Origin of the sequence: Rhodococcus sp. (in: high G+C Gram-positive bacteria), from assembly GCF_049286785.1 — a bacterium.
In the GTDB taxonomy this organism is placed as follows: Bacteria; Actinomycetota; Actinomycetes; order Mycobacteriales; family Mycobacteriaceae; genus Rhodococcus_F.
The window spans coordinates 1-18,915 of the sequence record NZ_JBAQEO010000800.1; the positions used below are offsets into that span (position 1 = coordinate 1).

At 66.5% G+C, this 18,915-nt stretch carries 18 protein-coding genes; 11 read left to right on the forward strand and 7 right to left on the reverse strand.

The genetic code is table 11. The features are described from left to right. Positions 1 to 23 precede the first annotated feature (23 nt). The 3 genes from WAW17_RS28855 to WAW17_RS28865 form a co-directional block, all read right to left on the reverse strand. Positions 24 to 998: a carbohydrate kinase family protein gene (locus WAW17_RS28855; protein WP_422336278.1), complete on the reverse strand. Its 975-nt coding sequence runs from the start codon at positions 996 to 998 to the stop codon at positions 24 to 26. A 178-nt stretch (positions 999 to 1,176) separates the two neighbouring features. After that, positions 1,177 to 1,527 carry an iron-sulfur cluster assembly accessory protein gene (locus WAW17_RS28860; RefSeq protein ID WP_005247725.1) on the reverse strand — a complete coding sequence of 117 codons (351 nt, stop codon included), beginning with the start codon at positions 1,525 to 1,527 and terminating at the stop codon, positions 1,177 to 1,179. Between the two features lie 139 nt (positions 1,528 to 1,666). Beyond that, positions 1,667 to 2,746 (reverse strand): glycerate kinase, encoded by a 1,080-nt coding sequence (locus WAW17_RS28865; RefSeq protein ID WP_422336279.1) that lies wholly within the window; start codon positions 2,744 to 2,746, stop codon positions 1,667 to 1,669. An 88-nt stretch (positions 2,747 to 2,834) separates the two neighbouring features. On the opposite strand from WAW17_RS28865, the gene WAW17_RS28870 reads away from it, so the two are divergent. From WAW17_RS28870 to WAW17_RS28880, 3 genes are all read left to right on the forward strand, one after another. After that, complete coding sequence (locus tag WAW17_RS28870) at positions 2,835 to 3,491, forward strand: DUF3043 domain-containing protein (protein WP_422336280.1); 657 nt, start codon at positions 2,835 to 2,837, stop codon at positions 3,489 to 3,491. Positions 3,492 to 3,944: 453 nt separating this feature from the next. Then, on the forward strand, positions 3,945 to 5,069 hold the full coding sequence (gene cobT / locus WAW17_RS28875; protein ID WP_422336281.1) for a nicotinate-nucleotide--dimethylbenzimidazole phosphoribosyltransferase: 1,125 nt from the start codon (positions 3,945 to 3,947) through the stop codon (positions 5,067 to 5,069). A gap of 2 nt (positions 5,070 to 5,071) precedes the next feature. Then, positions 5,072 to 5,812 (forward strand): adenosylcobinamide-GDP ribazoletransferase, encoded by a 741-nt coding sequence (locus tag WAW17_RS28880; RefSeq protein WP_422336282.1) that lies wholly within the window; start codon positions 5,072 to 5,074, stop codon positions 5,810 to 5,812. Positions 5,813 to 5,837: 25 nt separating this feature from the next. On the opposite strand, the gene WAW17_RS28885 is transcribed toward WAW17_RS28880, so the two are convergent. Both WAW17_RS28885 and gcvT read right to left on the reverse strand, forming a co-directional pair. After that, positions 5,838 to 6,941 (reverse strand): branched-chain amino acid aminotransferase, encoded by a 1,104-nt coding sequence (locus WAW17_RS28885; protein WP_422336283.1) that lies wholly within the window; start codon positions 6,939 to 6,941, stop codon positions 5,838 to 5,840. Positions 6,942 to 7,002: 61 nt separating this feature from the next. Then, complete coding sequence (gene gcvT, locus WAW17_RS28890; protein WP_422336284.1) at positions 7,003 to 8,103, reverse strand: glycine cleavage system aminomethyltransferase GcvT; 1,101 nt, start codon at positions 8,101 to 8,103, stop codon at positions 7,003 to 7,005. A 118-nt stretch (positions 8,104 to 8,221) separates the two neighbouring features. Between gcvT and WAW17_RS28895 the strand changes: the two genes are divergently transcribed. Continuing rightward, a complete protein-coding gene (locus WAW17_RS28895; RefSeq protein ID WP_422336285.1) occupies positions 8,222 to 9,739 on the forward strand; it encodes a leucyl aminopeptidase in 1,518 nt (505 codons plus the stop codon). A gap of 20 nt (positions 9,740 to 9,759) precedes the next feature. Here WAW17_RS28895 and WAW17_RS28900 read toward each other — a convergent pair whose 3' ends face one another. Further along, positions 9,760 to 10,098 carry an oxidoreductase gene (locus tag WAW17_RS28900; RefSeq protein WP_422336286.1) on the reverse strand — a complete coding sequence of 113 codons (339 nt, stop codon included), beginning with the start codon at positions 10,096 to 10,098 and terminating at the stop codon, positions 9,760 to 9,762. 330 nt (positions 10,099 to 10,428) lie between these two features. Between WAW17_RS28900 and sucB the strand changes: the two genes are divergently transcribed. The 5 genes from sucB (at position 10,429) to WAW17_RS28925 (ending at position 15,886) form a co-directional block, all read left to right on the forward strand. Continuing rightward, on the forward strand, positions 10,429 to 12,180 hold the full coding sequence (sucB, locus tag WAW17_RS28905) for a 2-oxoglutarate dehydrogenase, E2 component, dihydrolipoamide succinyltransferase (RefSeq protein WP_422336287.1): 1,752 nt from the start codon (positions 10,429 to 10,431) through the stop codon (positions 12,178 to 12,180). Between the two features lie 94 nt (positions 12,181 to 12,274). Then, positions 12,275 to 13,165, forward strand: a complete 891-nt coding sequence (locus WAW17_RS28910; RefSeq protein ID WP_422336288.1) for a TIGR01777 family oxidoreductase — start codon at positions 12,275 to 12,277, stop codon at positions 13,163 to 13,165. 47 nt (positions 13,166 to 13,212) lie between these two features. Then, the gene (gene lipB / locus WAW17_RS28915) at positions 13,213 to 13,989 is read left to right on the forward strand and encodes a lipoyl(octanoyl) transferase LipB (RefSeq protein ID WP_422336289.1); all 777 of its coding nucleotides are present in this window, start codon (positions 13,213 to 13,215) and stop codon (positions 13,987 to 13,989) included. A gap of 52 nt (positions 13,990 to 14,041) precedes the next feature. Next, positions 14,042 to 15,052, forward strand: a complete 1,011-nt coding sequence (gene lipA / locus WAW17_RS28920; protein WP_422336290.1) for a lipoyl synthase — start codon at positions 14,042 to 14,044, stop codon at positions 15,050 to 15,052. A gap of 75 nt (positions 15,053 to 15,127) precedes the next feature. Next, positions 15,128 to 15,886 (forward strand): DUF4191 domain-containing protein, encoded by a 759-nt coding sequence (locus WAW17_RS28925; RefSeq protein WP_422336291.1) that lies wholly within the window; start codon positions 15,128 to 15,130, stop codon positions 15,884 to 15,886. 12 nt (positions 15,887 to 15,898) lie between these two features. Here WAW17_RS28925 and WAW17_RS28930 read toward each other — a convergent pair whose 3' ends face one another. Continuing rightward, positions 15,899 to 16,375, reverse strand: a complete 477-nt coding sequence (locus tag WAW17_RS28930; RefSeq protein ID WP_422336292.1) for an RDD family protein — start codon at positions 16,373 to 16,375, stop codon at positions 15,899 to 15,901. A 211-nt stretch (positions 16,376 to 16,586) separates the two neighbouring features. On the opposite strand from WAW17_RS28930, the gene glnA reads away from it, so the two are divergent. Beyond that, positions 16,587 to 18,023, forward strand: coding sequence for a type I glutamate--ammonia ligase (glnA, locus tag WAW17_RS28935; protein WP_422336293.1), 1,437 nt, complete (start codon positions 16,587 to 16,589; stop codon positions 18,021 to 18,023). A 559-nt stretch (positions 18,024 to 18,582) separates the two neighbouring features. Next, positions 18,583 to 18,912: a putative immunity protein gene (locus WAW17_RS28940; protein WP_422336294.1), complete on the forward strand. Its 330-nt coding sequence runs from the start codon at positions 18,583 to 18,585 to the stop codon at positions 18,910 to 18,912. The last annotated feature ends 3 nt before the right edge of the window (positions 18,913 to 18,915 follow it).

The window sequence follows — 18,915 nt, forward strand, 5'->3', positions numbered from 1 at the left end:
GGCGCAGAGAGCGACCGAGGCGCCTACGGCAGGACTGTGGCGATCTCGTCGGCAGCCGTGGAGCCGTAAGCGTCCGCGAGGCGCTTGACGGCCTCGTCCCGCTCGAACGTCCACTCCTGCGTGCCCACCGTTTCGAGAATGAGGACGGCGACCAGCGATCCCAGCTGCGCTGCCCGCTCGTAACTCAGGCCCGCGCTGTGTGCGAGCAGGAAGCCGGCCCGGAAGCCGTCACCGACACCGGTGGGGTCGACCTTGCCCTTCTCGGGCACGACACCCACGTGGGTCCAGTTGCCTTCGGCGTCGACGATTTCCACACCCTTGGAGCCGAGCGTCGTAACTCGCACGCCGACCTGTGCACGAATTTCCTCCTCGGACAGACCGGTCTTCTGTTGGAGCAGTCCCCACTCGTACTGGTTTGTGAACAGGTACTTGGCGCCGCGGATCAGCGCCGCGGCTTCGTCGCCGCTCAACCGGGCCAGCTGCTGGGACGGGTCGGCCGCGAACTCGATACCGTTCAGCCGGCATTCGTCGGTGTGCCGGATCATTGCTGCGGGATCATTGGCCCCGACGAGGACAAGATCCAGGGGGCCGAGATCTTGCGCGATGTTCGCGAGCTCGATCTCACGCGCTTCGCTCATCGCACCGGGGTAGAAGGAGGCGATCTGCGCCATGTCCTCGTCCGTGGTGCACACGAAGCGGGCCGTGTGCGCGCCGGTCGAGATGCGGACGGCACGGCAGTCGACTCCGTTGGATTCCAACCACTGCCGGTACTCCGCGAAGTCGAGGCCGGCAGCTCCGACCAGGAGCGGCGAGCCGCCGAGAACACCCATGGCATACGCAATGTTGCCGCCCACCCCACCGCGCCGGACGACGAGGTCGTCGACCAGGAAGCTCAACGAGATGTGGCTGAGCTGATCGGCAAGCAGTTGCTCGGCGAACCGCCCCGGAAACCGCATCAGATGGTCGGTGGCGATGGAACCGGTTACCGCGATGGTCACGTGCGGGAGCCTTTCGTGAGTGGACTGGGAGGTCGGTCGGGTTCTCACGGTACCCGCAGCAGCACCCCGTCCGGGTGGGAGCGGGGCCACGTGAGACACGTGAGAGCAGACACGAAAAAGTCTGACGCGAAGAGTTCGCGTCAGACTTCTTCGAATTCAGTTGTATTCGAGCGGCGCCTCAGTTGAAGGAGTCACCGCAGGCGCATGATCCGGTCGCATTGGGGTTGTCGATGGTGAAACCCTGCTTCTCGATGGTGTCGACGAAGTCGATCGATGCACCTTCGACGTAGGGTGCGCTCATCCGGTCCACCGCCAGGGCGACGCCGCCGAAGTCGACAATCAGGTCGCCGTCCAGGTTGCGGTCGTCGAAGAACAGCTGGTAACGGAGTCCTGCGCAGCCGCCGGGTTGCACGGCGATCCGCAGCGCAAGGTCGTCACGACCCTCCTGGTCGAGCAGCGCCTTTGCCTTCGCCGACGCAGCCTCGGTCATCTTCACGCCGTGAACGGCGGTCTCGTTCTGCACAGTCATGGGCTCTCCCTGTAGTTCGTAACAAACCCGTGAACGCTTCAACGGTACTCCGCGCCCGACTTATTCCCAGGTTTCCAATCCCTGCGGCAACGACCGCAAAGTAGTCCGTGCTCCATGGTATCCGACGTACCGGTTGCCGTTACGGTGCACAGCCGCCGATCTGGCCCCATCGACGGGCGGCTCCGGCGGCGACGTCCCGCAGTTGCGCGTGGGCGTCCGACATCGCCACCTCGACCGACCCGGCGTGCTCCACCAGAGACAAAGCCGTGTCGATTCCCATGGCGTCGAGTTGGCCCCGGTCGAGGAGCACCTGTCCCGCCAGTACCAGAGTCCTGATCGACCGCCGACGCGCGGCACCGGCAAGCGCGACCACCAGTTTTCCGCACAACGACTGTTGATCGAGCTTCCCCTCGCCGGTGATCACGAGATCGACGAAGTCCAGTTGCCGGTCCTGGCCGGTCCGACCCGCGACGACCTGTGCTCCTGACTTCCTGACAGCGCCGAGCGCGAGCAGGGTGGCCCCGATTCCGCCCGCGGCGCCTGCCCCGGGCCGATCGGCGACCTCCCGGCCGGAAAGCAGTCGCAGCTGTTCGGCCCATTCGGCGTTCCGCTGCTCGAGCCAGGTGACCGTTTCGGGATCGGCACCCTTCTGCGGGCCGAAGATGTGCGCCGCGCCATTCGTTCCGAGTAGCGGATTTTCGACGTCGGTCGCGGCTACCAGCTCGATCTCCCGCAGGCGCGCGACGACGGCATCCGTCCCGCCGAGGACGTCCGACAGTGCGGCGAGGAGCCCTCGACCGCCGTCCGTGCAGCTGCTGCCACCGAGCCCGACGACGATCCGGCGAGCGCCGGCGTCGAGGGCCGCGGCGACGAGCTGTCCCACCCCGCGGCTGTGTGCCCGCCGGGCGGTGACCGGCGTGGGCGAACCTCCGAGTAGCCCGAGTCCACAGGCCTGCGCCGATTCGATGTATGCATCGCCGCCGTCGTGGAGCCATCGAGCCTGCACTTCGGCGTCGAGGGGTCCCGCCACCACTACGGGGCGAATCACACCGCCCGCAGCGGCGAGGACGTCGACGAATCCGGGGCCGCCGTCGGACTGCGGTGCGAGGACGAGTTGGTCGTCCGGACGGATCTCCGACCATCCGGCGGCAATGGCGGCGGCGGCCTCCACCGCCGTCAGCGTCTCACCGAAGGAATCGGGCGCGATCATCACTCGCATCCGCGAAGTCTAGGGCGACACGCCCGGACCGGCATTTCGGTGTGAGGGCGGTTTTCCTCCTTCTCAGTTCTTCCCATACGCTGAGAGGGTGAAATTGCTACGCCGCGGTGATTCGGATAATTCGGATAGACGGGATGCCGACGTCCCCGAGGCTTCCGACGTCTCGGTTTCCGAGACCGCCCCACGGCCGGGCAAGGGCCGTCCCACACCCAAGAGGCGCGACGCCGAGGCCCGGCGGCGCGGTCCGGTGGCGCCTGCGCCGCTGACTGCCAAAGAGGCCCGTGCCCGTAAGAAGGCCACGCGTGGCAACAAACAGGAACGCAAAGCCGCCGCCGCCGAACGACGCGCCACCGCCGCCGAGCGCCGCGCACGGATGCTCGCAGGCGAGGACAAGTACCTCCTCCCCCGCGACAAGGGCCCCGTCCGCGCCTACGTCCGGGACATCGTCGACGCCCGGCGCAATCTGGTGGGCCTCTTCATGCCCTTGGCGCTGATTCTGATCATGGCCATGTTCGTCAGTCCCGCATTGCAGGCCATCGTCACGCTCGCGATGCTCGTGATGATGCTGTTCATGGTGATCGAGGGAGTCTTCCTCGGCCGGAAGATCAACAACCAGGTCCGCGAACGCTTCCCCGACACCCCCGACGGCGGTTTCAAGCTGGGCTGGTACGCCTTCGTGCGCGCCTCGCAGATCCGCAAACTGCGCGCCCCCAAGCCGCGGGTACGCCCCGGCGACGCCATCTGACGGTCAATGACGGGGTGCGCGAGGCGCGTCGACGAGCAGTCGGCCCAACTCCGCGTCCCGATCACCGGAGAAGTCCGTCACGGGATCGGCGGGGCGGAAGAAGTTGTCACGACAACTTTTTCGAAGACGCGGATGGGTTTCGGTCGAGTGTCGACCGGCAAGCATCACGGCTGTGTGAAGGGCGAGCCGGAGTGTCACGAGGACGAGAAACCCGGTCACGCCTGAAACTTTCTGTCCGTTCACCCTCCGCCAACAGTGGCAGAATCGACGATCATCGCCAAAATACTGCCAACACTCGGTAGTTGGTAGCGTCTACCACCGTGCCCGCCGCCGATCCCCCGGCCTTCCCGAGCCACCCGAAGCGGCTTCACCGACGTGGGCCGTGACGGCGACAGACAGTTCTTCAGCAGGTGGTTGCGGAACAGGATGTTCCGCTCGAACGAGAGGCCCAGCGTGACCAGCGAGTCCGTCAGCACCGACCCCGGCCGGTTCGAATCCGTCACCCCACCCGACGACAGTGTGCGTGCTCAGGCCGAGGCCCGACAATTGCAGCTGACAAAGCCGGCCGGATCGCTCGGCCGGCTCGAGACACTGGCCTGCTGGGCGGCAGCCTGCCAGGGCATCTGCCCACCGGCCCCGTTCCAGCAGGCGCGCGTGGTCGTGTTCGCCGGTGACCACGGTGTGGCGCGAACCGGCGTGTCCGCCTACCCCCCGGAAGTGACCGCGCAGATGGTCGCCAACTTCATGGGTGGCGGCGCGGGCGTGAACGTGCTGGCCGCAAGGGCGGGCGCGACGGTCCGCGTCGTCGACATGTCTGTCGACGGTGACACCGACCCGACGGTGTCCGCTTACAAAATTCGGCGTTCTTCCGGTGCGATCGACCGCGAGGACGCACTGACACATGACGAGACGCTGCGTGCGATCGAGGCCGGACGTGCCATCGCGGACTACGAAATCGATTCCGGCGCAGACCTGTTGATCGCCGGAGACATGGGTATCGGCAACACCACACCCGCGACCGTCCTCATTGCGGCACTCACCGACACCGAACCCGTGGCAGCCGTCGGCCGGGGCACCGGCATCGACGACGCAGCCTGGATCCGGAAGACGGCAGCCATCCGCGACGCCCTCCGCCGCGCCCGGCCCGTCGTCCGGGACACCGTGGCGCTCCTGCGCACCGCCTCCGGCGCGGACCTCGCAGCGATGGCGGGCTTCCTGGCGCAGGCATCGACACGCAGGACGCCGGTGATCCTGGACGGTGTCGTCGTCACCGCGGCGGCCGTCGTCGCCGAAGAACTGGCCCACGGCGCACGCGCCTGGTGGCTGGCGGGACATCGCTCCACCGAACCGGCACATACGATCGCGCTCAAACACCTGCAGCTCGAGCCTCTCCTCGAACTCGACATGCGCCTGGGCGAAGGTTCCGGGGCGGCGGCTGCACTGCCGATACTCCAGGGTGCGGTGGCGACGCTCGCAGAGATGGCCACCTTCGCCGAGGCCGGCGTGACCACCAACGACGTCGAAGGCGTCTCCGACACCGCACTCGAAGGCGTCTCCGACACCGTGGCCACGGACTGACGGTGTCGGGCGTCCTGCTCGCCTTCTCCTGGCTCACCGTTCTGCCACTTCGAGGGCCGTCGACCGTGGGTCGGGTCGCGGGGGGTCGGGCGATCCGGGCCGCTCCACTCACCGGTGCCGCACTGGGAATCCTCGCCGCCGGATTGCTGTGGGCCTTCGTCCGGGTGGGTCTCGAACCCGCACTCGCCGGTCTGCTCACGGTCGGGGCGCTCGCACTCGCCACCCGGGGGATGCACATCGACGGGTTGTCCGACACCGTCGACGGACTCGGTTGTTACGGAACACCCGAGCGCGCGCGTGCGGTGATGCACGGCGGCGGCGCAGGACCGTTCGGGGTCTGCGCCCTGGTGATCTGTCTCGGAGCCCAGGGACTGGCCTTCGGATCACTAGCTGCTGCAGGGCAATTCGGATGCGTGGCGGTGGCCGTCGCGGCGGGCCGGGTGGCGGTCGTGTTCGCCTGCCGTCGCGGGGTACCGGCGTCGTCGACCGAAGGATTCGGTGCGCTGGTGGCCGAGACCCAGTCGCGCTGGGTGGGCGTCGCATGGGCTTTTCCGCTGCTCGTTGCTGCCGCGTGGTGCGCCACTCCGTGGTGGCAGGGCATCGTTGTCGCACCGGTAGCTCTCACCCTGACGGGGCTGCTGGTGGCGCACTGTGCTCGACGATTCGAGGGCATCAACGGCGATGTGCTCGGCGCCGCCCTCGAAATCACCGCAGTCGTGACGGCGATCGGCCTCGGTCTCTAGTCCGGACGCGATAGCCGAGTGAGTCTCAGCGCAGCTTGGTCATCCAGTTGTGGGTGTCTGCGAACGTTCCGCGCTGGATACCGGTGAGGGTGTCTCGGAGGGCCATGGTGACCTCTCCCGGTTCGCCGTCACCGACGAGGAACTCGCCCTCTGCGGACTTGACTCGTCCGACAGGAGTGATGACCGCGGCGGTTCCGCACGCGAACACCTCGGTGATCTCGCCGGACTTCGTCTTGGTCCGCCATTCTTCGATACTGATGCGGCGTTCTTCCACCGCGAACCCGGCGTCCGTCGCCAGTGTCAGCAGCGAATCGCGAGTGATTCCGGGAAGCAGTGAGCCGGACAGTGACGGGGTGACCAGACGCGCGTCGGAACCCGACCCGAAGACGAAGAAGAGGTTCATCCCGCCCATCTCTTCGACGAAGACCCGCTCGAGGGCGTCGAGCCAGACAACCTGATCACAGCCCTCCTCGGCCGCCTGCGCCTGAGCGAGAAGCGACGCCGCATAGTTGCCCGCGAATTTCGCGGCGCCAGTTCCACCGGGAGCGGCACGCACGTATTCGGTCGACAGCCAGACGCTCACCGGCTTCACCCCGCGCGGGAAGTAGGCGCCGGCGGGTGAAGCGATCAAGAGATACAGGTATTCCTTGGCCGGGCGCACGCCGAGTCCCGCCTCGGAGGCGAACATGAACGGACGCAGGTACAACGCGTCCTCTCCCCCGGACTCCGGGACCCATTCGTGGTCGACGTCGAGGAGTTCGACGATCGAGCGGTGGAACAGCAACTCCGGCAGTTCCGGCATCGCGAGGCGCCGCGCGGACGTCGCGAGGCGCTCCGCGTTGGCGCCGAGACGGAACGTCGAGATCGCGCCGTCGGGCTGCCGGTAGGCCTTGAGCCCCTCGAAGATCGCCTGCCCGTAGTGCAGGACCATGGCGGCCGGGTCGAGCTGGAGCGGACCGTAGGGTTGGACCTTCGCGTCGTGCCAACCGTGTTCCATTGAATACGCGATCGTCACCATGTGATCGGTGAAGTGCTTGCCGAATCCGGGCGCCGCCAGAATCGCTCGCCGCGCCTCGTCGGAGGTGGGAGAAGGATGAGGGACGCGGACGAACTCGGTGACACCTGTCATGCCCGCGATCCTATCCAATGTGCTCCGGCGCCCCGCAGCCGACGGCAACTAGGCAATCCGGTCACTTCGGTGTGATGTCGACGAACGGAGGTGAGACCACCTCGGCACGCAGCGACCGGCCGCGCACATCCACCGCCACTTCGTCGCCGGCCGAGACCCCGGCGTCCGACTCCAGCAGCGCCAGTGCGATCCCGACCTTCAGCGTGGGCGAGAAGGTTCCCGACGTGGTCTCGCCGATCGCCTCGCCGTTCCGCAGGACCGTCTGCCCCGCACGCAGAACGCCGCGGTCGAGTGCCTTGATTCCCCACAGTGTGCGGGCCGGACCGGCAGCCTTCTCGTCGACGAGTGTCTCCTTGCCCCAGAACTTCGGCTTCTTCCATCCGATCGCCCAGCCGCACCGGGCCTCGAGCGGGGAGATCTCCAGCGAAAGTTCGTGGCCGTGCAGCGGGTACCCCATTTCGGTGCGGAGCGTATCCCGGGCACCGAGCCCCGCTACCTGGCCGCCGTGCGCGCGCACCTGCAGAACCGCTGCCCGGAACAGCTTCTCGGTGTCCTGCCACTGCGGCAGCAACTCGAAACCGATCTCACCGGTGTAGCCGCTCCGGCAGACCCGCACGGGAACGCCCTCCCATGTCGCGTCCGCGAACGCCATGTACTCGATGTCGGTGGGCAAACCGAGCGCGGTCAGCACGGCCACCGACTTCGGTCCCTGTACCGCGATGACGCCGAAGTTGTGGTGCTGGTTCTCGACGGTGATGCCTTCGGGTGCGGCCGACGCGAGGGCTTCCACGACATCCGCCGTGTTGGCGGCGTTGGGCACGAGGAAGATCTCGTCGGGACCGACGTAGTAGGCAATGAGGTCGTCGATCACTCCGCCGGACGACGTACAGCACAGCGTGTACTGCGCCTTGCCCGGGCCGATCTTGCCGAGGTCGTTGGTCAGGGTCGAGTTGACGAAGTCCGCTGCGCCCTTGCCCCGCACCACGGCCTTGCCGAGGTGACTGACGTCGAAGACGCCCACCGCTTCACGCACTGCGGTGTGCTCGGCGACGACACCCACATACGACACGGGCATCTCCCAGCCCCCGAACGGAGCGAACGTGGCCCCGAGCTCGACGTGAACGGCGTGAACGGGTCCTTGCAACAACTGCTCCTCGGTCATGGCCTCAACTTATCCGACCCTCGGGCACCCCGGGTAGGCGATGGCGTGCGCACTACGATCGGGGACCGGCGTCGGTCACGTCCGACACCCTCGACCCCGAACCGCCTCAGGAGACACCGTGAGCACTCGCACCGCCCGCCCCCTCGGACCACAACTCGTTCTGGCCGGTGCCGTCGGCAAACGAGTGGACGTGCTGGTGATCGGCCTGACGTCGAGTAAGAACGGACCCGAGATCGCACTCGGCGACGGCGTGGTCGATGAAGCCGTCCTGGCGTCACTGCTCGACGTGTTCGTCGCGGTGGGCGCCACCGGCAAGGCCGAGGAGACCACCCGCATCCCCGCACCCGAGTCCCTTCCCGTCGGCAGTGTGCTTGCGGTGGGACTCGGCGCGGCAGACAAGCTCGACGCCGAACAGATCCGCAAATCCGCGGGCGCTGCCGGACGTTCGCTCAGCGGTGTCGACACCGTCGCGACCACCCTGTCGATGCTCGACCTCGGCGCCGCAGCAGAGGGTTTCGCCCTCGGTGCGTACCGCTTCGCGGAATTCAAATCGGCGAAGTCCGCACCCGGGCCGGACGCCCAGCCGGTGTCGCGGGTGGAACTGTTGGTGTCGTCCCCGCGGGCGAAGGAAGCGAAGGACACGCTCGCTCGATCCACAGCGATCGCCGAAGCCGTCGCCACCGCACGCGAATTCGTCAACACTCCCCCGAGCCACCTGTACCCCGCCGAATTCGCCGAACGTGCAAAAACTCTCGGCACCGAGGCGGGCCTGCAGGTCGAGATACTCGACGAGAAGGCGCTCGAGAAGAACGGGTACGGCGGCATTCTCGGTGTGGGCAAGGGCTCGTCGCGTCTGCCGCGCCTGGTTCGTCTGAGCTACTCGGGCAAGAAGCGGGGAGCTCCCAAGGTCGCGCTCGTCGGCAAGGGCATCACGTTCGACACCGGCGGCATCTCCATCAAACCCGCGGCCGGGATGGAGAACATGACCTCCGACATGGGCGGCGCCGCAGCTGTCGTCGCCACCGTGGTGCTTGCCGCCAAACTGGGATTGCCGGTGGACGTGACGGCCACCGTCCCTATGGCCGAGAACATGCCGTCGTCCACCGCACAGCGTCCCGGCGACGTGCTGACCCAGTACGGGGGCACCACGGTGGAGGTCATCAACACCGACGCCGAGGGACGTCTGGTCCTCGCGGACGCCATCGTCCGTGCGTGCGAAGACGAACCGGACTACCTCATCGATACGGCAACACTGACGGGCGCCCAGATGGTCGCGCTCGGCAACCGTACCCCGGGCGTCATGGGCACCGACGAGTTCCGCGATCGGGTGGCTGCGATCTCCCAGAAGATCGGTGAGAACGCTTGGCCGATGCCGATGCCCGCCGAATTGCGTCCGGACCTCGACTCGAAGGTCGCCGACCTGGCGAACGTCACCAACAACCGCTGGGGCGGAATGCTCGCCGCAGCGATCTTCCTGAAGGAGTTCGTGGCCGACGGCGTCCAGTGGGCGCACATCGACGTCGCCGGTCCGGCTTACAACTCATCGGGACCGTGGGGGTACACCGGACGCGGCGGTACCGGTGTTCCGGTTCGCACGATGATCTCGGTCATCGAGGACATCGCGGCGACCGGGTAGGCGCTTCGGGCCCGAATCGCCTACAGGTCGCGCGCGCGCCGGCGCTTACGTTCGATGCGACGCCGCGCGTCGAAGTCGCGCATCCGCTGCGGGTATCCGGTCTTGCGGACGTCGTAGACCGGAATCCGCAGATCTTCACCCAGCCTGCGCGCCCCGCGTTCACCGCCCACCCGGCGTCGGGTCCACTCGCCATCGGCGGCGACCAGGACCACCGTGACTTCGGTCACGGTGGTCTGCGGTTCCACGTACGCCTCGACTCCGAGGTGCGCGCGGGTCCAGTTCGCGAGATATGTGGCGTCTTCGTCCGACGGGTGGGATCGACCGGATCGTGGCCGTGAGAATCGGTTGAACAGCCCCATCCCGGCCTCCTCGAACGAGTGCGCCGCGCGCTGGCGTGCCGCCTGTCCCACCAGTCTGCCAGTCCGCTTCCTCGTCAATGACGCGGATGAAAACTACCGGCCGGTAGGGAAGGCGGAGGTGACACGCCGGAGTCACGGTGTGTCACCCTCGTCGGACGCGTCGGCGACATCAATGGAAAGATGTTGAACGCCGACACAGCGAGCCGGTGACGACGAATCGGAATTACCTGCAAGTAGCCGCAAGGCACGTGCATCTCGAGCACAATGGTTCACGACCACAAGTCGACACAATTCAACAACCCGAACACAACTGTCGAGGAGTCAAAAGACATGGCGTTCTCCGTCCAGATGCCAGCGCTTGGTGAGAGTGTCACCGAGGGAACTGTCACGCGATGGCTCAAGCAGGAAGGAGACACGGTCGAGGTTGACGAACCACTGCTCGAGGTCTCCACGGACAAGGTGGACACGGAGATCCCGTCCCCCATCTCCGGCGTGCTCAGCAAGATCGTTGCCCAGGAAGACGACACCGTGGAGATCGGCGGCGAACTCGCCGTGATCGGTGACGCCGGCGAGGCACCCTCCGCCTCCGCCTCCGCTCCCGCACCCGCCGCTGAAGAACCTGCCGCTGAAGAACCTGCCGCCGAGGAACCTGCCGCCGAGGAAGCAGCAGCTCCTGCGGAAGACACTTCCGCCCCCGCCGCATCCACCAACGGGTCGTCCGCCGGCTCGGGCGAGGGCACCCCCGTCACGATGCCCGAACTGGGCGAGTCCGTCACCGAGGGCACGGTTACCCGCTGGCTCAAGGCCGTGGGCGACGAGGTCGCGGTGGACGAGCCGCTCCTCGAAGTTTCCACCGACAAGGTCGACACGGAGATCCCGTCGCCCGTCGCCGGAGTCCTGCTCGAGATCAGCGCGGAGGAAGACGACACCGTGCCGGTCGGCGGCCGACTCGCCGTCATCGGATCCGGATCCCCAGCCGCCAAGCCTGCGGCAGAGCCGAAGCCGGAACCCACTCCCGAGCCCGAGCCGGCACCCGAGCCCACGCCCGAGCCCAAGGCGGAAGCGAAGCCTGAACCGAAGCCGGCACCCGAGCCCGCGAAGAGCGCACCCGCACCGGCTGCTGCGCCGTCCGGCGACGGCTCACCGTACGTCACTCCCCTGGTTCGTAAACTTGCCGCAGACCATGACGTCGACCTGTCGACGGTAACGGGAACCGGCGTCGGTGGCCGCATTCGCAAGCAGGACGTCCTGGCCGCCGCGGATGCCAAGAAGGCTCCTGCCGCTGCGAAACCTGCCGCCGCCGCGCCTGCGTCCGTCCCCGCTGTCGCAGGCGCCGGAGTGCGTCCCGAATTGGCGCACCTGCGCGGTACCACGCAGAAGGCCAACCGGATCCGTCAGATCACCGCGACGAAGACGCGGGAGTCGCTGCAGACCACAGCTCAGCTCACCCAAACCTTCGAGGTGGATGTCACCAGGATCGCGTCTCTACGGACTCAGGCCAAGAACACCTTCCTCGAGCGTGAAGGCGTCAAGCTGACGTTCCTCCCGTTCTTCGCGAAGGCTGTGGTGGAGGCTCTCAAGACGCACCCGAACATCAATGCCAGCTACGACGAGGACGCCAAGCAGATCACCTACTACGACGCCGAGCACCTCGGCATCGCTGTCGACACCGAGCAGGGGTTGTTGTCTCCGGTGATCCACAACGCCGGCGACCTGTCGCTGGCGGGTCTCGCACGGGCGATCGCCGATATCGCGAAGCGCGCCCGCTCGGGTGGGCTCAAGCCCGACGAGCTGTCCGGTGGCACCTTCACGATCACCAACATCGGTAGCCAGGGCGCCCTGTTCGACACGCCGATCCTCGTCCCGCCGCAGGCCGCGATGCTCGGTACGGGTGCCATCGTCAAGCGTCCCGTGGTCGTGACCGACGAGTCGGGGAGCGAATCGATCGGCGTCCGCTCGATGTGCTACCTGCCGCTCACCTACGACCACCGCCTCGTGGACGGCGCCGACGCCGGCCGCTTCCTGACCACGGTCAAGCAACGTCTGGAAGAAGCGGCATTCGAAGCGGATCTGGGCCTGTAGGTCGTTAGCACCGAGCCGAGTTGGACATTCGGTTCCGCGCAGGGGCACCATTTCTCTCGGAGATGGTGCCCCTGCTCTGTGAAGGAGGCTGCACATGCGCGTGGTCATCGCCGGATCCTCCGGAATGATAGGCACCGCCCTCGTTTCGTCGTTACGGGGAGACGGTCACGAGGTGGTGCGTCTGGTACGCCGCCGGGCCGCGGGGCCCGACGAATCACAGTGGGACCCGGAGAAATCCAGCCTCGATACCGACGTCCTCGCTGATGTCGATGCCGTCGTGAACCTCTGCGGTGCCGGTGTCGGGGACAAACGCTGGACGGGAGCGTACAAGCAGCTGATCCGTGACAGTCGTCTCGCGTCGACGGACGTGCTCGCGGAGGCTGTTGCGGCAGCCGCGATCCCAGTGTTCGTGAATGCCAGCGCGGTCGGCTATTACGGGAACACGGGCGACCGTGTGGTGGACGAGCAGTCGCCGTGTGGGTCCGGATTCCTCGCATCGCTGTGCCGTGACTGGGAGGCCGCCACGGCACCTGCCGTTCAGGCAGATGTCCGGACGGTACTGCTGCGGAGCGGGATCGTCCTTGCGCCGAACGGAGGTCTGCTCCGACGGCTGCGGATGCTGTACTCGGTGGGTCTCGGGGGCCGGCTCGGCAACGGCCGGCAATATGTGCCCTGGATTTCCTTGGAGGACACGGTCGATGCCATCGAATTCGTGCTGCGCCGTGACGACATCGAGGGGCCCGTGAATCTGACGGGGCCGGCGCCGGTCACCAACGCGCAGTTCAACAGCGCACTGGCGAGGGCGCTGCACCGCCCCGCTCCCTGGGTCGTGCCCGGGTTCGCATTGAACGCCCTGATAGGAGAACTCGCACGGGAAGGCGTTCTCAGCGGGCAGCGTGCCATCCCCGCGGTTCTCGAAGAGTCGGGATCCTCCTTCCGGCACAACACCATCGGTGAGGCCCTCGAGGCAACGCTCGCCCGGTGACCGCGGCCGGGCCGTTCGATATCGCATCCGGGCGTAACCTGTCACTCATGAGCAGCACGTCGCGATCCGCCCGTTTCAGTCCGTCCCCGATGGCCGTCGAACGACTCGGACGGATCGACTACATGGATGCCTGGGACCGTCAGCGTGAACTCGCCGCCGAGCGCGCCGAGAATGCCGGCGTCGACACTCTGCTCCTGCTCGAGCATCCGCCCGTCTACACCGCCGGCCGCCGTACCGAACCCGCGGATCGGCCCACCGACGGCACGCCTGTCATCGATGTCGACCGCGGCGGGAAGATCACCTGGCACGGGCCAGGACAGCTCGTCGGATATCCCATTGTGAAGCTGGCCGAACCGATTGACGTGGTGCGGTACGTGCGGCGCATCGAACAGGCCCTCATCACCGTCTGCACCGATCTCGGTCTCGAATGCGGACGCGTGGAGGGTCGTTCCGGGGTATGGCTGCCTGCGGCACATCAGGACGGTGAGTGGCTGCCGGAACGTAAGGTCGCCGCGATCGGCGTCCGTGTGCAGCGCGGTGTCGCGCTGCACGGGTTCTCGCTCAACTGCAATTCGGCTCTCACCGCTTTCGAAACGATCATTCCCTGCGGCATCCGCGACGCCGGCGTTGCGTCGCTGTCCCGGGAACTGGGCCGCGAGGTCACCATCGAAGAGGTCACACCGGCTGTGACCACGGCGATCATCGCCGCGCTCGACGGCACCCTGCCGGTCACCGACCACGACATCGCACGGGTCGCCGTCGATCCCGCCGCCGCCGCGAAGCCCCCGTCTGCCCGCACGTTCACTACTGTTCGGTACGGCTGACGCCCGCTCCCCCTGCCGACGGCCCGTAGGTGCCCGGCGTACGATCAGTTCCGTGACTGTGGCCCCAGAAGGACGCAAACTGCTCCGCCTCGAGATCCGAAATGCGGAGACCCCGATCGAGCGCAAACCGAACTGGATCAAGACCCGGGCAAAGATGGGTCCGGAATACACCGAACTCAAGGGTCTCGTGAAACGTGAAGGGCTGCATACCGTCTGCGAGGAGGCCGGCTGCCCCAACATCTACGAATGCTGGGAAGACCGCGAAGCGACGTTCCTCATCGGCGGCGAGCAGTGCACCCGGCGCTGTGACTTCTGCCAGATCGACACGGGAAAGCCCTCGGCCCTCGACCGTGACGAGCCCCGCCGTGTCGCCGAGAGCGTCCAGGCCATGGGCCTGCGGTACTCCACCATCACCGGCGTGGCCCGCGACGACCTGCCCGACGGCGGCTCCTGGCTGTATGCGGAGACGGTACGGCAGATCCATGCCCTCAACCCGGGCACCGGTGTCGAGAACCTCATCCCCGACTTCAACGGCAAGCCGGACCTGCTGGCCGAGGTCTTCGAATCACGTCCGGAGGTGCTCGCTCACAACCTGGAGACGGTCCCGCGGATCTTCAAGCGGATCCGCCCCGCGTTCCGGTACGAGCGGTCACTCGGCGTGATCACGGCCGCCCGCGACTTCGGTCTGGTCACCAAGTCCAACCTCATCCTCGGTATGGGCGAAACCCCCGAGGAAGTGACCCACGCGATGGTGGATCTGCATGAGGCCGGCTGCGACATCCTCACCATCACCCAGTACCTGCGGCCCTCACCGCGGCACCATCCGGTAGAGCGTTGGGTCAAGCCGGAGGAATTCGTCGAGCACTCCACGGCTGCCGAGGAGATCGGTTTCGCCGGTGTGATGGCCGGACCGCTCGTCCGTTCCTCCTACCGTGCCGGACGCCTTTATGCGCAGGCCATGGCCCACCACGGACGAGAGTTGCCGGCCGCGCAGGCCCATCTGACCGAAGGCGGTAGCGCCTCGCAGGAAGCAAGTTCGTTGATGGCGCGTCTCGCCCGGTGACGCTGACTCCGATCCCCCGGCGGCAACGCAGGACGGGTGATCGGAGCGCAACCTCCGGGACGTATTCTGGTGATCATGGCGAACGGCAGCACATCCGGTAAAAAAGGCAAGCCCAGCAAGGAAGCAAAGGCAGCCGCCAAGGCAGCCCGCAAACAGGCGTCCAAGGAGCGGAGAACTCAGCTCTGGCAGGCGTTCCAGATGCAGCGCAAAGAAGACAAGTTGCTGCTACCGCTCATGCTCGGCGCCCTCGTCGGTCTCGCCGTCGCGTTTTTCCTGGCGGGTCTGATCTGGGGTATCCAGTGGCTCCTGCTGCCCATCGGCATCCTTCTCGGTGTGCTCGCCGCCTTCATCATCTTCGGTCGTCGCGTACAGAAGAGCGTCTACGGTAAGGCCGAAGGCCAGGCCGGGGCCGCGGCCTGGGCGCTCGACAACATGCAGGGCGCCTGGCGAGTGACCACCGCCGTCACCGGCACCACGCAGCTCGATGCCGTGCACCGCGTGATCGGACGACCCGGCGTCATTCTCGTCGCGGAGGGTTCGCCGCAGCGAGTGAAGTCGTTGCTTGCGCAGGAGAAGAAGAAGACGGCCCGGTTGGTCGGTGACACCCCGATCTACGACATCGTCGTCGGTAACGACGAGGGGCAGATCCCGTTGTCGCAGTTGCAGAAGTATCTGACCAAGCTGCCCAAGAACATCGACACCAAGCGGATGGACGCCATCGAGGGGCGGCTCGCTGCACTGAGCAGCCGCAGCGGTGGCGCAGCTCTGCCGAAGGGCCCGATGCCGGGCGGTGCGAAGATGCGCGGAGTGCAGCGCACCATCCGCCGCCGCTGAGCCGTCGCGGAGTTACCGCGCGCGAACGAGCGCGGTGCCGGTGGCCCGGTCCTGCATACCGCGGCCATCGACATCGGTGATGGTGCCCGGCACCACGAACACCAGCAAGGCCTGGCGCACCAGGGCCCGGATGAAGCCCACCCGTGCGGGACCGTCCACTCGTGCCACCTGCACGCCGAGGGCGAGCTGGCCGGGGGTGAACGAGAACAGGCTGACGCTGGCGATACCCACAACGAACCACACGAGGAGCGTCACCGAGGAGATCGGACCCTCGAGGGGCTTGTCTCCCAGGATCAGAGCGGCGACGCCGGCAGAAGTCACCCAGTCGACCATGAGGGCCGCCAGACGACGTCCGGTGGAGGCCAGGGAACCCGGCCCCTCCGCGGGCAGTCCGAGACGCTCCCCGCGGTGGGACTGTGCGGTCTCGTCCGCGCCGTCGGGCAGGGCTGCCGTGGGGCCGGCGAGCCAGGAACCGGTGATACGTGCCATGCTGTCCAGGATAGGCGTCGTCCCGCTGTAGACCTCACACCGGACGTTCACGCTGTGTGCGTGGTCACAGCCGGTTGGAAAAGCCCTGCATGTTGCTACGCGTAACACGGGCGAAACAAGGGGTTGACCAGCGGGCAACACCAGGTCCATACCGTCTGGCACGACGAATTCGCCATATCCACGTGGCCGAAGCGATTTAAGGAGCACAAGCGTGGCGTTCACCACGGCCGAAGAGGTCATCAAGTACATCGCGGACGAGAACGTCGAGTACGTCGACATCCGGTTCAGCGACCTGCCCGGCGTTCAGCAGCACTTCTCGATCCCGGCCAAGGCGTTCAACCAGGACGTCTTCGAGGACGGCCTCGCGTTCGACGGTTCCTCCGTCCGCGGCTTCCAGTCGATCCACGAGTCGGACATGATGCTCCTCCCGGACGTCGCGACCGCCCAGATCGACCCGTTCCGTGCGGCCAAGACGCTGAACATCAACTTCTTCGTCCACGACCCGTTCACCCGTGAGTCCTACAGCCGCGACCCCCGCAACGTCGCTCGCAAGGCCGAGGAATACCTGAAGTCGACAGGCATCGCTGATACCGCATTCTTCGGCGCCGAGGCCGAGTTCTACATCTTCGACTCGGTTCGCTACGACTCCAGCATCAACGGAGCCTTCTATGAACTCGACTCCATCTCGGGCTCCTGGAACACCGGCAGCGAGGTCAACGCCGACGGCAGCCCGAACCTGGGCTACAAGGTCCGCCCCAAGGGTGGCTACTTCCCCGTCGCTCCGTACGACCACTACGTGGACCTGCGCGACGAGATCTCCACCAACCTGCAGAACGCAGGCTTCGAGCTCGAGCGTGGCCACCATGAGGTGGGCACCGGCGGACAGCAAGAGATCAACTACAAGTTCAACACGCTGCTCGCAGCAGCCGACGACCTGCAGCTGTTCAAGTACATCGTGAAGAACACCGCATGGCAGCACGGCAAGTCGGCCACCTTCATGCCGAAGCCGCTGTTCGGCGACAATGGCTCGGGCATGCACGTCCACCAGTCGCTGTGGAAGGACGGCAAGCCGCTGTTCCACGACGAGGCCGGATACGCGGGCCTGTCCGACATGGCGCGCCACTACATCGGCGGCATTCTGCACCACGCCCCGTCGCTGCTGGCGTTCACCAACCCGACGATCAACTCGTACCACCGTCTGGTGCCGGGCTACGAAGCCCCCATCAACCTGGTGTACAGCCAGCGCAACCGCTCCGCTGCGGTGCGTATCCCGATCACCGGCAACAACCCGAAGGCCAAGCGCCTCGAGTTCCGTGCCCCTGACTCCTCGGGTAACCCCTACCTGAACTTCGCGGCGCAGATGATGGCCGGCCTGGACGGCATCAAGAACAAGATCGAGCCGCAGGCACCCGTCGACAAGGATCTCTACGAACTCCCGCCGGAGGAGGCCCGCAACATCCCGCAGGCCCCCACCAGCCTGTCTGCTGTGATCGACCGCCTCGAGGCCGACCACGACTACCTGACCGAGGGTGGCGTGTTCACTTCCGACCTGATCGAGACGTGGATCGCGCTCAAGCGTGAGCAGGAAATCGCTCCGGTCAACCTGCGTCCGCACCCCTACGAGTTCCAGCTGTACTACGACGTGTAAGTCGTTTGACGCCCTGACCTGCGTAGACGTTAGTTGTTGACGGTTTCCGTCCGCAGCGCGTCCGCAGACCCGGAAGACGAGTCCATTCGTTCCGCCAGAAATTCACCGATGGCGGTTCGGGTGGACTCGTCTGCGTCCGACCACAGGCAGCATGACGTCCTGACGGCTGCGTCGAGTATTGCCGTTCCGCGAGTGCGTGGTGCGACGTGCGTGCCCTGAACCAGCAACGAGACGGCGGTATCGAGCCATGCTTCGGCATCCGGCTTCCGCTCGAATCCCTTTGCGTACTCCTGAGGTTGCCACGATCGGTGGACATGGATTCAAGCGCATTGGGCCTGACCCCGCTCGACAGTGATCAGTGAAATCTCGTCATCGGATTATGCTTCGGATCGACGAGTGCCGCCGCCTACCGTTGCAGAGAATCCATTTGTCAACGGCTGCAATCAATTCGGCCCACCGCACCCCGGTCCTGCCCATCGAGCGACGCAGTCCGAATGCCACGACCCCGGCCGATCCGGACCTCGTTGAGACTTCGGCCCCGGTGCAGAAGGATGACGCCATGGCGGATGACTCCACGACGGTCGAACTCGGCCGGTCCGAACTCCGCGAGGTCGCCGGCTACGCGGTGGCGTGCGCGCGGCCTGCATTGGCGATCTTCGAACGTGAACGCCCTGGCGATCGGCACCCACGAGCCGCGATCGACGCTGCGCAAGCGTTCGCGGATGGAGCCGAGCGGACCAAGGCACTACGTGACAGCGCATGGCGGCACACCGGGCTGCTCAGGAGACCCGCGATGCAGGACAGGCTGCGGCGAGCGACGCCGCACGAGCGGCCGGCCACGCGGTTGCTCCCCGACGGTGTGCTGATGGACGAGTTCCGTCGACCGTGAGTC